Source organism: Oceanimonas doudoroffii, assembly GCF_002242685.1.
Classification (GTDB): Bacteria; Pseudomonadota; Gammaproteobacteria; order Enterobacterales; family Aeromonadaceae; genus Oceanimonas; species Oceanimonas doudoroffii.
In genome coordinates, this window is the sequence record NZ_NBIM01000001.1 from 87,341 (window position 1) to 101,078 (window position 13,738).

General features: G+C 62.3%; 13 protein-coding genes and 2 riboswitches. Of the genes, 6 read left to right on the forward strand and 7 right to left on the reverse strand.

The window, feature by feature from the left end:
- Positions 1-143 precede the first annotated feature (143 nt).
- From potG to B6S08_RS00440, 4 genes are read left to right on the forward strand one after another with little or no spacing between them, the layout of a single operon-like run.
- Positions 144-1,265, forward strand: coding sequence for a putrescine ABC transporter ATP-binding subunit PotG (potG, locus tag B6S08_RS00425; protein ID WP_094198815.1), 1,122 nt, complete (start codon positions 144-146; stop codon positions 1,263-1,265).
- 10 nt (positions 1,266-1,275) lie between these two features.
- Positions 1,276-2,166, forward strand: a complete 891-nt coding sequence (gene potH / locus B6S08_RS00430; RefSeq protein ID WP_094198816.1) for a putrescine ABC transporter permease PotH — start codon at positions 1,276-1,278, stop codon at positions 2,164-2,166.
- A 3-nt stretch (positions 2,167-2,169) separates the two neighbouring features.
- On the forward strand, positions 2,170-3,015 hold the full coding sequence (gene potI, locus B6S08_RS00435) for a putrescine ABC transporter permease PotI (protein ID WP_094198817.1): 846 nt from the start codon (positions 2,170-2,172) through the stop codon (positions 3,013-3,015).
- Between the two features lie 10 nt (positions 3,016-3,025).
- Positions 3,026-3,568 (forward strand): cupin domain-containing protein, encoded by a 543-nt coding sequence (locus B6S08_RS00440; RefSeq protein ID WP_094198818.1) that lies wholly within the window; start codon positions 3,026-3,028, stop codon positions 3,566-3,568.
- On the opposite strand, the gene B6S08_RS00445 is transcribed toward B6S08_RS00440, so the two are convergent.
- Positions 3,565-4,113 (reverse strand): cupin domain-containing protein, encoded by a 549-nt coding sequence (locus B6S08_RS00445; RefSeq protein ID WP_094198819.1) that lies wholly within the window; start codon positions 4,111-4,113, stop codon positions 3,565-3,567. The two genes, B6S08_RS00440 and B6S08_RS00445, sit on opposite strands and share 4 nt — an antisense overlap.
- Before the next feature lie 157 nt (positions 4,114-4,270).
- Here B6S08_RS00445 and ald point away from each other — a divergent pair, with 157 nt between their 5' ends.
- Complete coding sequence (ald, locus tag B6S08_RS00450) at positions 4,271-5,413, forward strand: alanine dehydrogenase (protein ID WP_094198820.1); 1,143 nt, start codon at positions 4,271-4,273, stop codon at positions 5,411-5,413.
- Between the two features lie 94 nt (positions 5,414-5,507).
- On the opposite strand, the gene lysC is transcribed toward ald, so the two are convergent.
- On the reverse strand, positions 5,508-6,845 hold the full coding sequence (gene lysC, locus B6S08_RS00455) for a lysine-sensitive aspartokinase 3 (protein WP_094198821.1): 1,338 nt from the start codon (positions 6,843-6,845) through the stop codon (positions 5,508-5,510).
- A gap of 69 nt (positions 6,846-6,914) precedes the next feature.
- A riboswitch (Lysine riboswitch) is annotated at positions 6,915-7,086 on the reverse strand.
- A gap of 68 nt (positions 7,087-7,154) precedes the next feature.
- Positions 7,155-8,492 (reverse strand): amino-acid N-acetyltransferase, encoded by a 1,338-nt coding sequence (gene argA, locus B6S08_RS00460; protein WP_094198822.1) that lies wholly within the window; start codon positions 8,490-8,492, stop codon positions 7,155-7,157.
- A gap of 277 nt (positions 8,493-8,769) precedes the next feature.
- On the opposite strand from argA, the gene nhaD reads away from it, so the two are divergent.
- Complete coding sequence (gene nhaD / locus B6S08_RS00465; RefSeq protein WP_094198823.1) at positions 8,770-10,212, forward strand: sodium:proton antiporter NhaD; 1,443 nt, start codon at positions 8,770-8,772, stop codon at positions 10,210-10,212.
- Positions 10,213-10,258: 46 nt separating this feature from the next.
- On the opposite strand, the gene B6S08_RS00470 is transcribed toward nhaD, so the two are convergent.
- The 4 genes from B6S08_RS00470 to nagA all read right to left on the reverse strand — a co-directional run bounded on the left by B6S08_RS00470 (position 10,259) and on the right by nagA (position 13,737).
- Positions 10,259-10,825: a TMEM165/GDT1 family protein gene (locus B6S08_RS00470; RefSeq protein ID WP_094198824.1), complete on the reverse strand. Its 567-nt coding sequence runs from the start codon at positions 10,823-10,825 to the stop codon at positions 10,259-10,261.
- 23 nt (positions 10,826-10,848) lie between these two features.
- A riboswitch (yybP-ykoY riboswitch) is annotated at positions 10,849-11,024 on the reverse strand.
- Positions 11,025-11,069: 45 nt separating this feature from the next.
- A complete protein-coding gene (locus B6S08_RS00475) occupies positions 11,070-11,387 on the reverse strand; it encodes a translation initiation factor (RefSeq protein ID WP_094198825.1) in 318 nt (105 codons plus the stop codon).
- On the reverse strand, positions 11,384-12,598 hold the full coding sequence (locus B6S08_RS00480; RefSeq protein WP_094198826.1) for an ROK family transcriptional regulator: 1,215 nt from the start codon (positions 12,596-12,598) through the stop codon (positions 11,384-11,386). Before B6S08_RS00480 ends, B6S08_RS00475 begins: the two co-directional genes overlap by 4 nt.
- Complete coding sequence (gene nagA, locus B6S08_RS00485) at positions 12,595-13,737, reverse strand: N-acetylglucosamine-6-phosphate deacetylase (RefSeq protein ID WP_094198827.1); 1,143 nt, start codon at positions 13,735-13,737, stop codon at positions 12,595-12,597. Before nagA ends, B6S08_RS00480 begins: the two co-directional genes overlap by 4 nt.
- Position 13,738: the final 1 nt, after the last annotated feature.

Below are 13,738 nucleotides of genomic sequence, written 5' to 3' on the forward strand. Positions count from 1 at the left end.
CAGGCGCAGGAGGGGCTACTTGCGTCTGCCCGGGGTATTCCTTGTCATGCCCGCTTGGGTGGTTGGCTGAATGGACTCCCGCCCGCGCGGAGTGACAAGGTCTTAAGCAATAAAGAAGTAGGGCAAGCAACACGGAGGCAAGCATGCCGGAACAGGAACAACCGGTCAGTACGGAAACGACGCCCTTTCTGGAATTGCGGGGCGTCAGCAAATTCTATGACGGGCAGCCGGCGGTGGATGACGTCAGCCTGCAAATCCCCCGGGGGGAAATCTTTGCCCTGCTCGGGGCTTCGGGCTGTGGCAAGTCGACCCTGCTGCGCATGCTGGCCGGCTTTGAGCCGCCCAGCCGGGGCGAGATCTTTCTCGACGGGGTCGACATTGGCGAGGTGCCGCCCTATGACAGGCCCATCAACATGATGTTTCAGTCCTATGCGCTGTTTCCCCACATGACGGTGGAAGCCAATATCGCCTTTGGCCTGAAGCAGGACAAGCTGCCCAGGGCCGAGATCGCCAGCAGAGTGGCGGAAATGCTCAGGCTGGTGCACATGGAAGACTATGCCAAACGCAAGCCCCACCAGCTCTCCGGAGGTCAGCGGCAGCGGGTGGCGCTGGCCCGCAGCCTGGCCAAACGGCCCAAGCTGCTGCTGCTGGACGAGCCCATGGGCGCGCTCGACAAAAAGCTCAGGGAAGAAATGCAGCTGGAGCTGGTGAACATCATCGAGAGCGTGGGCGTGACCTGCGTCATGGTGACCCACGATCAGGAAGAGGCCATGACCATGGCCGGGCGTATCGCCATCATGAACAAGGGCCGGCTGGTGCAGGTGGGTGAGCCGCTGGATGTGTATGAATACCCCAATTGCCGTTTCAGCGCCGAGTTTATCGGCTCGGTCAATGTGTTTGAGGGCGAGCTGACCCGCAATGAGGCCGACAGTGCCCTGATCCGCTGTGCCGATCTGGCGCAGCCGCTGCAGATCAACCACGGCGTGTCCATCGGTGAAGGGCTGCCCATCATGATAGCGGTGCGTCCGGAAAAGATGCAGCTGACCCTGAGTGAGCCGGCCCAGGCCAACAACCGGCTGTCCGGCATCGTGGACGAGATTGCGTATCTCGGGGATGTGTCCATCTATCACGTGCGCCTGTCCTCGGGCAAACGCATTCTGGCCACCCTGCCCAATGTCGACCGGCACAGACGCAACAGCCCCACCTGGGGTGACAGCGTGCATTTGAGCTGGGAAGCGGACAGCTGCGCCGTGCTGATGACCTGAGGAGGTGACGATGAAACGGCTTGGAACCGCTACCGGCCAGCGGCTGGTGATCGCACTGCCCTATGCCTGGCTGCTGCTGTTTTTTCTGGTGCCCTTTCTGATCGTGTTCAAGATCAGCCTGTCGGAAGCGGCCTTGTCCATTCCCCCCTACAGCGCCTTGCTGAGCATGGTCGACGAGCAGCTGCAGATCGTGCTCAACTTCGGCAACTACCTGTTTCTGCTGAGTGACAGCCTTTACATTCAGTCCTACCTGCAGTCCCTCAAGGTGGCCAGCATTTCCACCCTGCTGTGCCTGCTGATTGGCTTTCCCCTGGCCTGGGCCATCGTGCATTCCCGGCCGTCGACCCGCAATGTGCTGTTGATGCTGGTGATATTGCCGTCCTGGACCTCGTTCCTGATTCGGGTGTACGCCTGGATGGGCATTCTCGGCAACACCGGCTTTCTCAATAATGCCTTGATCTGGCTGGGCGCCATCGAGCAGCCCTTGCAAATTCTCAATACCAACACCGCCGTTTATATCGGCATTGTCTATGCCTATCTGCCCTTTATGGTGCTGCCGCTCTATACCGCGCTGATGCGGCTGGATTATTCCCTGGTGGAGGCGGCGGCGGATCTGGGAGCCCGGCCCATGACCACGCTGTTTACGGTGATCGTGCCCCTGGTCAAGGGCGGCATTATTGCCGGGGCCATGCTGGTGTTTATTCCCGCGGTGGGGGAGTTCGTGATTCCCGAGCTGCTTGGCGGCCCCGACACCCTGCTCATTGGCCGAGTGCTGTGGCAGGAATTCTTCAACAACCGGGACTGGCCGGTGGCGGCGGCGGTGGCCAGCGTGATGCTGTTGCTGCTGATGGTGCCCATCATGTGGTTCCATCGCATTCAGCGCAGAGAAATGGAGGGCTGAGCCATGAACAATATTCCCGTCAGCCGCTCCTGGGCGCGGCCGCTCATTCTCTGGCTGGGCTTTGGCTTTCTTTACGCCCCCATGCTGCTGCTGATCGTTTACTCCTTTAACAGCTCCCGGCTGGTGACCGTGTGGGCCGGCTGGTCCACCAAATGGTATGGCGAGCTGCTGGCCGACGACATGATGATGCAGGCGGTGGGGCTCAGCCTGACCATTGCCTTTTTTGCCGCCAGCACCGCCGTGGTGCTGGGCACGGTGGCGGGGTTTGTGCTGACCCGCATCGGCCGTTTTCGCGGCGAGAACGGCTTTGCCTTTATGATCACCGCGCCCCTGGTCATGCCCGAGGTGATCACCGGGCTGTCGCTGTTGCTGCTGTTTGTGGCCATGGGCGATTGGCTGGGCTGGCCGGCCCAACGGGGCATGAGCACCATCTGGATTGCCCATGTCACCTTCTGTACCGCCTATGTGGCGGTGGTGGTGAGTTCCCGGCTGCGGGAGCTCGACCGCTCCCTGGAGGAAGCCGCCATGGATCTGGGGGCGCGGCCGCTTCGTGTGTTCTTTGTCATTACCCTGCCGATCATCGCCCCGGCCATTATCGCCGGCTGGCTGCTGGCCTTTACCCTGTCCCTGGACGATCTGGTGATCGCCAGCTTTGTGTCCGGGCCCAACGCCACCACCCTGCCCATGGTGGTGTTTTCCAGCGTGCGCCTGGGGGTGAGCCCCAAGATCAACGCCCTGGCCACCATCATTATCGTGATCGTATCGTTGGTGACCTTTGTGGGCTGGTGGCTGATGGCCCGGGCCGAAAAGCGCCGGGCTCAGGAAGCCGCCGCCGCCCGTGCGGCCTGAGGAGGGAACGATGGACTTGCCGGAACGCCTGAAATGGCTGCGCGGACAGCACGGCCTGACCCAGCGGGAGCTAGCCCGTCGCGCCGGAGTCAGCAACAGCCTGATCTCGCAAATTGAGCAGGCCGCGGTCAATCCATCGGTGGCCACCCTCAAGCGGGTGCTGGATGGCTTTCCCATCTCCATGGGGGCGTTTTTCAGCCTGGAACGGCGCTGTGGCCGGCAGGTGTTCTTTCGCGCCGGTGAGCTGGTGGAGTTTGGCAGCAACGGCGTCACCATGTGGCTGGTGGGGCCGCTGACCGGCGAACGCAAGCTGGCGCTGCTGCGAGAATGCTATCCGCCCGGCGCCGATACCGGCCCGGAGATGCTCAGCAACGAGGCGGAAGAGGCCGGCCTGGTGCTGCGCGGCGAAATCGAAATCACCGTGGGGGAAGAGTGCCGAGTGCTGAAGGCCGGCGACGGCTATTATTTCGACACCCATCAGCCCCACCGCTTTCGCAACCTGGGCTCCGAAGTATGCGAGCTGGTGTCGGCGGCCACGCCACCGACGTTTTAAAGTGCCTTGGGCTGGCTGGCGGAGACGATATACAGCTCGTCTTCGCCGATATTGATAAAACGGTGGGGCTCGGTGCTGTCGAAGTAGTAGCCGTCGCCCGGGCCCAGCTCAAAGCGGCGTTCACCCACCTGCAGCTGCAATTGTCCGGTAATGACCACGCCGCATTCTTGGCCCGGGTGGCTGAGCAGGTCGGGGCCGGTATCGGCGCCGGGGGGCATGGTTTCCCGCAGCAGGGTGATGTGACGATCGGGAAAGCGGCCGCCGACCAGGCGATAGCCGATGTCGCCGGTGCCGCGCTCGGGCTGATCTTCGGCCCGGTACACCACCGGGTGATCGGCACCAACGGCGTCTTCGTCGGCAAAGAAGTCCGCCAGGGTCATGGGAAAACCGTCGAGCAGCTTCTTCAGTGAGCCGATGGACGGGCTGACCAGGTTTTTTTCCACCTGGGAGATAAAGCCGTTGGTCACGCCAGAGCGCTTGGCCAGCTCCCGCTGGGACAGTTTTGCCTGCAGGCGTATGGTCTTGAGGCGCTGTCCAATGTCCATGGGGCCGGGTTCTCCTGGGGTTCGTTTGAATATTTAAGGACGGAAAAGCACAATCATGCTCCAGCTTCTATAACAGAAGAAAGGGCAAGGCAGGCTGGAGCAACAAGGTTGCAGGCTGCATTCTACTCTAAAACACGCGGCCAGACAGGGGGTGAACATGGATATCGCTGTACCCAGAGAAATCAAGAACCACGAATACCGGGTGGGCATGACGCCGGGGGGCGTGCATGAGCTGACCCGGGCCGGACACCGAGTACGGGTGGAAAGCGGCGCCGGGGCAGGGGTGGGCTTTTCCGATGAGCAATACGCCGCCGCCGGTGCCGAGCTGGTGAGCGACGTGGAGGCGCTCTTTGCCGGCGCCGAGCTCATCGTCAAGGTCAAGGAGCCCCAGCCCGAGGAGTACCGGCGGCTCAAGCCCGGTCAGGTGCTGTTTACCTATCTGCATCTGGCCCCAGACGAAGCTCAGACAAAAGGCCTGCTGGCCTCGGGCTGTACCGCCATCGCCTACGAAACCGTCACCGATGCTCAGGGCGGTCTGCCGTTGCTGGCGCCGATGAGCGAGGTGGCCGGTCGCATGGCGGTGCAGGCCGGCGCCCACTGCCTGGAAAAGGCCCAGGGCGGGCGAGGGGTGTTGCTGGGCGGCGTGCCCGGCGTTCTGCCGGCCCGTGTGCTGGTGCTGGGCGGCGGCGTGGTCGGCATTAATGCCGCGCGCATGGCCATGGGGCTGGGGGCGGACGTGACCATTTTCGACAAGTCACTGGCCCGGCTGAAGGAGCTGGATGCCCTCTACGGCCCTCGGCTCAAGACCCTGTATTCCACCGCCGATGCCATTGAAGCAGAGCTGGCCCGGGCCGATCTGGTGATCGGGGCCGTGCTGATACCCGGCGCCTCGGCGCCCAAGCTGGTGACCCGAGCCATGCTGAAAAAACTGCCGCGAGGGGCGGTGCTGGTGGATGTGGCCATCGATCAGGGTGGCTGTTTTGAAACCAGCAAGCCCACCACGCATCAGCAGCCCACCTTTGAGGTGGATGGTGTGGTGCACTATTGCGTGGCCAACATGCCCGGCGGTGTGGCGCGTACCTCCACCCTGGCACTGACCAACGCCACGCTGCCCTTTGTACAGGCCCTGGCCAACAAGGGGTGGCGCCGAGCCCTGAGTGACAATGCGCACCTGGCTGAGGGACTCAATGTGCATAACGGCAAGGTGGTTTATCAAGCGGTGGCCGAAGCACATCAGCTTCAACATGTGCCGCTGGAGCAGGTGCTGATGGAGACGGTCGGAGATGGCAGCGATATTTGAGTGAGCGCTACCGTCCTCAAGAGAGTTTGGGGGGATGAGGCAACAAAAAAGCGGCGTTGCATTCGGCAACGCCGCTTCGTTAATGCGATCGGCGTTACGCCGGCAGCAATTCCTGGTGCAGATCGGCGATCACCTGGTTGGCGTTGGCTTCATCCACCAGGAAGCAGAAGTTGTGGGGGCTGGCGCCGTAGCAGATCATGCGAATATTGACCTCGTTCACCGCCTGGAACACTCGGCTGGCGGTGCCGCCGGCCTCGCTCATGCGGTTGCCAATCAGTGCTACCAGTGCCAGGCCTTCTTCCACCTTGAGGTGACAGTGTTTGGCCAGTTCGTCCTGCACTTCCTGGGTCAGCAGCTCGGCGCCGGCGTCCAGGGTCAGCGACACGCTGATCTCCGAGGTGGTGATCAGATCCACCGAAATCTTGTGCTTGGCCAGAATGCCGAATACCTCGGCCAGAAAACCATGCGCCTGAAACATGCTCTGGCTGGTCAGGGTCAGCAGCACCTGATTGCGGCGCAGGGCCAGGGCTCGAAACAGCGGCTGGCTGGGGGTGGTGTTGCGAATCCAGGTGCCGCCTTCTTCCGGCGCACGGCTGGAGCCCACGAACACCGGGATCTGGCAGCGCACCGCCGGCTGCAGGGTGGCCGGGTGCAGTACCTTGGCGCCAAAGGTGGCCATTTCCGAGGCTTCGCTGAAGCTGATTTCGGGAATGGCGCGGGCCTCGCTCACCAGGCGCGGATCCGTGGTATAGATGCCGGGCACGTCGGTCCAGATTTCCACGGCGGCGGCGTTCAGCGCCTCTCCCAGCAGGGCGGCGGAATAGTCGCTGCCACCCCGTCCAAGGGTGGTGGTACGGCCGTCGGGGGCGGCGCCGATGAAGCCTTGCGTCACCACCAGCTGCTTGGCGCACAGGGGCTTGAGTTCTTTTTCCACTTCCGCCTTGAGGGTAGCCAGATCCGGCGCGGCACGACCAAAGCGATCGTCGGTGCGCATCACCTTGCGCACGTCAAACCAGACCGCATCGGTGCCACGACGGCGCAGCAGCTCCACAAACAGGCGGGTCGACATCAGCTCCCCCTGGGCTACGATTTCGTCGCCGATGGCCTTGGTCGGGCTGATGGCGGCGCCGTCGGCCAGCTCCTTGATGTGGTTGAGAATGTCCTCGATGTGCCGGGTCAGCATCTCGGGACGCTCAAGGCTGTCGAGAATGCGATGCTGAATGGCGGACAGTTGCTGCAGCATGTCCGTGCGCGCTTCCGGGCCGTGGCTACCCGAGGCCAGTGCCACCAGCAGGTTGGTTACGCCGGAGCTGGCGCTCAGCACCGCCAGCCGGGTACCGGTATTGTTTTCAAGAATGGCGGCACAACGGCTCATGGCATCGGCGTCGGCAACGCTGGTTCCACCGAATTTGGCTACAACGGGTTGGTTCAAGGCAAGCTCCTTGCTTTGCTGAAAAAATTGAAACAACGGGGGGAACGACTGCGAAGACATATGGAAAGGTCATCAGGAAGCACTCCACCCAACAGGTGACAGCCCGAAGGATTCAGCCTTCGCAGCCGACCACCACCGTCAAGCCACCGGTGGCAATCTCGGCGTTGTTCCCCTGACCGGCGATCTGTGGAGTGGCGACTCCTTCTGCCGGCTGCCTGAACAACGCGCCTCTTCTCATTGGCCACGGGCACACGTCCCGGGCGGCCCTATAACTACTGATTTAACGTGACAGTGTCAATGATTAATTGGTCAGACCTTCAGATTCAGGTCCTTGAGCATGATCTTGGATCGGCGCTGAAAGTTGTACAGTTTCTGCTTGCCCATGGGCAGGGCGCTGACGTCCACCGGCTCAAAGCCGCGCTCCCTGAACCAGTGAATGGAACGGGTGGTCAGAATAAACAGCCGGCTCATGCCGCGCTTGCGGGCCTGCTCCTCAATCTTGTTCAGCAGCATGTCGCCACGGCTGCCCTTGCGGTAATCGGGGTGAATGGCCACGCAGGCCATTTCCGCCATGCCCTCCTCGGGAAAGGGATAGAGGGCGGCGCAGCCGATGGTGGCCCCGTCCTTTTCGATAATGGTGAACTGATCGATCTCCATTTCCAGCTGTTCCCGGGAGCGGCGCACCAGTATGCCTTCTTCTTCCAGCGGCCGAATCAGGTCGAGAATGCCGCCGATGTCGTCAATGCTGGCCTGACGGGCCTGCTCGGCACTTTCGCTGACGATCTGGGTGCCCAGGCCGTCACGGGTGAACAGCTCCTGGATCAGGGCGCCGTCTTCCTTGTAGCTCACCAGATGGCTGCGGGGCACGCCGCCCCGGCAACTGGAGATGGCCGCACGCAGGTAGCGGGCGGTGCCCGACAGGCTTTCCCCTTCTTCCAGCAAGCGTTGCAGGTGGGCTTCGGCCTGCTCGGGAAACAGTTCGGCAATGGCCACGCCGTCTTCATCCAGCACGCCGCGCTGGGAGCAGAACCCGATCAGCTTGTCGGCCTTGAGCTCAATGGCCAGCCGGCGGGCCAGCTCTTCCGATGACAGATTGAAGCTTTCACCGGTTACCGAAAACCCGATGGGGGAGATCAGCACGGTGGCGCCGTTGGCCAGCTGATGGTGAATGGTGTCGGTATGAATGCGGCGCACCCGGCCCGAATGAATGTAGTCGACGCCGTCATCCACCCCCAGGGGCTGGGCAATGACGAAGTTGCCGGTTACCACGTTGATGCGGGCGTTCTGCATGGGCGTATTGATAAGCCCCATCGACAGCCGGGCGGTAATGTCCATCTGCAGGCCGCCGCACACGTCCTTGATCACGCGAAAGCTGGGCTCGTCGGTGACCCGGGTGTGTTTGTGAAACACGCCGCTGAGTCCGGCCTCGCTCAGCCCTCGATCGATTTGCGGGCGGGCACCAAACACGATCACCAGCCGAATGCCGAGGCTGGTGAGCAGTGCGATATCGCTGACGATATTGGGAAAGTTTTCCTGATCGATGGCCTCGCCACCCAGCATGATGACGAAGGTGGAGCCCCGGTGCAGATTGACATAGGGGCTGGATTGACGGAACGCCTTGACCAGGGCGGCATCATTTTCGCGCACGTACTTGTCCTTGGTAACCTGAAAAACACGCCACCATCATCGTGAAAGATAATGCAAAAAACAAGACTAAATATTTACTTTGTGGCGTTGGGTTTGGGTTTCGTATAACACTACCACGGCCCAGTGAGGTGCCAAAACTGCGAACCGGGGCAAGAAACCGGTCAGCCCGAAGGGCGGTGCTTATGATAGCCTTTTCAAGGGCTTCGCGTTGCCCGCGAACGTGCCCGTAACTATAGCCAAGATCATAAAAATCACTATTACAAAAGCGAGAATAACAATGACAAGGAAATGGAGTCTGTGTGCGGCCATGCTGGCCGTGCTGGCCAGTCCTGCGGCGCTGGCCGCGACCGGGCAGCTGGATCTGACCGGCTCGGCCTGGGGCCTGCTGGCGCTGGCGATCTTCACGGTCGCTTACCTGCTGGTGACCGCGGAAGAATACCTGCACCTGCGCAAGTCGATACCGGTGCTGGTGGCGGCTGGTATCATATGGGTACTTATCGGCTGGATCTACATGCAGCAGGGCATACCCGGCGTCACCGAAGCAGCCTTTCGCCACAATTTGCTTGAATATGCAGAATTGTTGCTGTTCCTGCTGGTGGCCATGACCTATATCAACGCCATGGAAGAGCGGCGGCTGTTTGATACCCTGCGGGCCTGGATGATACGCCGGGGCTTCAGCTACAAGGCACTGTTCTGGCTGACCGGCTTTCTGTCGTTTTTTATCTCTCCCATCGCCGACAACCTGACCACGGCACTGCTGATGTGCGCCGTGGTGACCAAGGTGGCGGAAGGGGACAAACGCTTTATCAATCTCTGTTGCATCAATATCGTGATCGCCGCCAATGCCGGCGGCGCCTTCAGCCCTTTTGGCGACATTACCACCCTGATGGTGTGGCAGGCGGGCATCGTCAAGTTCAACGAGTTCTTTATTCTGTTCGTTCCGGCCCTGGTCAATTATCTGGTGCCGGCCCTGGCGATGAATTTCTTTATCGAAAACCGCAAGCCCGCCGCCCGTTATGAAGAGGTTGAGCTCAAGCGCGGGGCCATTCGCATCGTGTTGCTGTTTTTGCTCACCATCGCCTCGGCGGTGGCCTGTCACAGCCTGCTGCACTTGCCGCCGGTGCTGGGCATGATGACTGGCCTGGGTTATCTGCAGTGCTTTGGCTACTTCCTGCGGCGCACCCTGCCGAGTTCGCTGGCGCGCAAACGGGCGCTGGCCATCAAGCGGGGCGATGACGAGGCGCTCAAGCGCCTCGGCAGCGTGGTGCCCTTTGATGTGTTCAGCCGGGTGGCCCGGGCCGAGTGGGACACCCTGCTGTTTTTCTACGGGGTGGTGATGTGCGTGGGGGGCCTGGGCTACATGGGGTATCTGGCGTTGATGTCGGATCTGCTTTACAACAGCTGGGACGCGGTGTACGCCAACATTACTTTGGGGGTGCTGTCGGCCATCATCGACAACATTCCGGTGATGTTTGCGGTGCTCACCATGCAGCCGGAAATGTCCCACGGCAACTGGTTGCTGATCACCCTGACCGCCGGCGTGGGCGGCAGTCTGTTGTCCATCGGCTCCGCCGCCGGGGTAGCGCTGATGGGGCAGGCGAGGGGCATGTACACCTTTGCCGGCCACCTGAAGTGGGCGCCGGTGATCGCCCTGGGCTACGTCGCCAGTATTCTGGTGCACCTGTGGCTGAACAGCGAAAGCTTTAACGTTTACGGCTGACGAAGGGCCCCGCCCGGCGGGGCTCCTTCTTTAGCAGGACGAGGCGTCAGGACCAGGGCCACCATAGTGTGGTCACGCCCAGTACCAGGAAGATCAGTGCGCTGGCGCCATGTATCCAGTGCATGGGCAAGCGTCCGGCGCCCTTGTGGCCGGCCAGTACCGCCGGCAGGTTGGCCACCATCATGCCCAGGGTGGTGCCGGCCACCACCAGCCAGAACTCATCCACAAACCGGGCCGCCAGCAGGGTGGTGGCGATCTGGGTCTTGTCACCGATCTCCGCCAGGAAAAACAGCACAAAGGTCGCCACAAAGGGCCCCAGGCGGTAAAAGCGGCTGTCTTCGTCGTCGGCCTTGTCGGGAATCAGCATCCAGGCCGCCATGGCGAAGAAGGACAGTGCCAGCAGCCAGCGCAGCCATTGCGGATCCAGCCAGGACTGTATCCATATTCCAACCGAGCCGGCGAGGGCGTGGTTGATCAGGGTGGCGAGAAAAATACCCCAGATAATGGGCAGGGGTTTTCTGAACCGGCAGGCCAGGATCAGGGCCAGCAACTGGGTCTTGTCGCCAATTTCGGCGATGGACACGGCCAGGGTCGAGGTGGTGAGGGCTTCCAAGAGTGTTTACCAAAGGGGACAGGATTATCGTTACCAATGAGCAGACGCCATGCCGCCCGTCCCCGGTATCGGCACTCGTCTGTCAAAGGTCTCGTCAAACCCCGAAAGGTCACGGCCACCATGGTGATTTTGCACCAACTATGTTGACGACCGTCTGCGGAATGGCTTCCGTTAGCGACTACTCCCCCTTGAGCAGGGAAATCGTATTTTAGTCATTTGGCCGGCAAGTTCAAGGCGGTTTCGCTTAGCCGCCGACCTGCTTCACGGTAAAACCGGCCTTTTCCAGCCATTGTTTTATCTGCTCGAGGCGATCGCCCTGAATTTCAATCACCCCCTTCTTGACCGCGCCGCCGGTGCCCAGCTGCTTTTTCAGCTTTTTGGCCACCTCGCCCACCCGTTCTGGGCCGATGCCATACACGCAAATCACCCCGGCGCCCTTGCGGCCCTTGGTTTCCCGGCGCAGGCGCACCACACCGTCGTTGGGAAACAGGCCGGGGCCGTCCTGGTCGCGGCCCTGCTGCGGTTGCCAGTCGGGATTGGTGCTGAAAACGATATTGCTCATGACTTTTGCTCCATAATGCGTTGCAGCAGTTCGCCTTCCAGCAGGCCGCGCTTGACCAGGGCGAGCCCGCCTATGGTCTGATCGTCCTGAAATCGGGCGCGGATCAGCACCTGGCCCTGGTGAAAACCGGGCAGGGACTGATGGCGAATGGCCTTGTTGATAATGGGAAACACCAGCGACTCGGCCTCGCACAGGGCGCCGCTCAGCAGCACCCGTTGTGGGTTGAACAGGTTGATGACAATGGCCATGACCTGGCCCAGGCGTTCGGCGGCCTGGCACAGAATATTCACCGCCAGCCGGTCCTGCTCCAGCGCCGCCCGGCACAGTGCGCCCATGGTGAGCTCCTGCTCCGCCAGGCTGCTGTGATAGCCCTGATCCAGCATGTGCCTGGCCTGACGCAGCAGGGCGGCGTCGGCCACCATGGTCTCCAGGCAGCCGAAATTGCCGCAGTCGCAGCGTTCGCCCAGTGGATCCACATGTATATGGCCGATCTCGGCCACGTCCCGGCCCTGGCTCTTGAAGATGCGGCCTTCGGTGATAATGCCGGCGCCCACTCCGTGGTGCACGCTGACCAGCACCGAGTCCAGGCAATCCTGGGATGCGCCGTAATAATGCTCCGCCAGGGCCTGGGCGCGAATATCGTTGCCGATAAACACCGGCAGCCCCAGGCTGGCGCCCAGGCGTTCGGCCAGGGGCACTCCCGCCAGGGGGTAACAGGGGTGGGCCAGCACCCGGCCGGCCTGGGCATCGGTGAGGCCGGGCATTACCAGGCCCACCGCCATCAGCCGCAGCCCGGCGGCCTCATGCTGTATAAAGTCGGCAATGTGCCGGTGCAGCGCCGGGAGCAGCACGTCCTGCTCCCGGCGGGGAAACGGCAGCACATGGCGGGCATGGGCCCGGCCCGACAGATCGTACAGGGTCAGGCGCAGCTCTTCCCGGCCCAGTTTGACCGCCACCAGGTGAAAGGGATGGGTCACCGTGGTCAGGGAAATGGCGCGCCGGCCCCCGGTGGACGCCTGATGCTCCAGCTCTCGAATCAGTCCCTGCTCAAGCAGGGAGCGGGTGATCTTGGTGACGCTGGCCGGCGCCAGGTGGCTGAGTTCGGCGATGCGCACTCGGGAAATGGGGCCACGGCTGTCGATAAGCCGGTAGACGGCAGAGCAGTTGACCTGTTTGACCAGATCAACGTTGGCGATTTGCGCGCGGGTCATGATGAAGGCAGTCCGTTGACGTAGGTCGCGATGACATTAAAGGTTGTATCAAATGCTACCAGATTGGCCAGCCGGCCGGGAGTAGCGGTGCCGATATCAGCGTCAAGTCCCAGCACCTTAGCCGGGTTGCGGCTGGCCATGGCCAGGGACTGTTCCAGAGACAGGCCCGCCTGCTGTACCAGGTTTTTCACCCCGTCGATCATGGTCAGCGCCGAGCCTCCCAGGGTGCCGTGCTCATCCACGCATTTGCCGTCCCGCACATAGACGGTGGCGCCGCAGAAGTCGAACCGCTCAAAGCCCGGCGGTGCACCGGCGGCGGCGGTGGCGTCGGTTACCAGGCACAGGCGCTCGCCCAGCACCCTGTGGGCCAGGCGCACATTGGCGTAATGCACATGATGGCCGTCGGCAATAATGCCGGCGGCTACCCGGGGCGCGTCATAGACGGCCCCCACGGCGCCGGGCTGGCGGCCGTTGGCGGTGGGGGACATGGCGTTATAGAGATGGGTGGCAAAGCCGATACCGGCGTCAAAGCCGGCCATGGCCTGATCATAGTCGGCGCCGGTGTGGCCCATGGCCAGGTGAATGCCGGCCTGGGCGAGCCGTCGCAGGTGGGCCGGGTTATTCACTTCGGGGGCCAGGGTGAGCATGGCGATGGCGTCGGCGTGTTCACACAGGAAGGTCAGCATGGGCTCGGTCAGCGGCCGAATCTGGGCCGCTGGATGAATGCCTTTGCGTGCCACATTGGTGTAGGGGCCTTCCAGGTGCAGCCCCGGTACCCGCCAGGGGTGGCGGGCCATGTAGTCGCGCACCAGGGTCACCGCCCGGCGCATGTCGTCATCGGGGCTGGTGATCAGGGTGGGCAGGAAACTGGTGGTGCCCGACGCCAGGTTGGTGGCGTGCATGCGATCCAGGGTGGTGGCACTGATGGCATCGTTGAACATGACGCCGCCACAGCCGTTGAGCTGCAGATCGATAAAGCCGGCGCTGAGCACGGCGCCTTGCAGATCGGTGCGGGGCAGGCCGGCGTCCAGGTCGTGCTCGGGCACCAGGGCGGCAATGCGGTCGCCGTCGATAACCAGGGCGGTCTGGCGGTGCAGGCGCTCGCCGTCAAACAGGGTGCAGTGGGTGAGGGCGTGCATG

What these genes read in the sequence shown, in the direction of transcription:
- potG (WP_094198815.1), top strand. Translation starts at nt 144, where the DNA reads ATGCCGGAACAGGAACAACCGGTCAGTACGGAAACGACGCCCTTTCTG.
- potH (WP_094198816.1), top strand. Translation starts at nt 1,276, where the DNA reads ATGAAACGGCTTGGAACCGCTACCGGCCAGCGGCTGGTGATCGCACTG.
- potI (WP_094198817.1), top strand. Translation starts at nt 2,170, where the DNA reads ATGAACAATATTCCCGTCAGCCGCTCCTGGGCGCGGCCGCTCATTCTC.
- B6S08_RS00440 (WP_094198818.1), top strand. Translation starts at nt 3,026, where the DNA reads ATGGACTTGCCGGAACGCCTGAAATGGCTGCGCGGACAGCACGGCCTG.
- B6S08_RS00445 (WP_094198819.1), bottom strand. Translation starts at nt 4,113, where the DNA reads ATGGACATTGGACAGCGCCTCAAGACCATACGCCTGCAGGCAAAACTG.
- ald (WP_094198820.1), top strand. Translation starts at nt 4,271, where the DNA reads ATGGATATCGCTGTACCCAGAGAAATCAAGAACCACGAATACCGGGTG.
- nhaD (WP_094198823.1), top strand. Translation starts at nt 8,770, where the DNA reads ATGACAAGGAAATGGAGTCTGTGTGCGGCCATGCTGGCCGTGCTGGCC.
- B6S08_RS00475 (WP_094198825.1), bottom strand. Translation starts at nt 11,387, where the DNA reads ATGAGCAATATCGTTTTCAGCACCAATCCCGACTGGCAACCGCAGCAG.
- B6S08_RS00480 (WP_094198826.1), bottom strand. Translation starts at nt 12,598, where the DNA reads ATGACCCGCGCGCAAATCGCCAACGTTGATCTGGTCAAACAGGTCAAC.
- nagA (WP_094198827.1), bottom strand. Translation starts at nt 13,737, where the DNA reads ATGCACGCCCTCACCCACTGCACCCTGTTTGACGGCGAGCGCCTGCAC.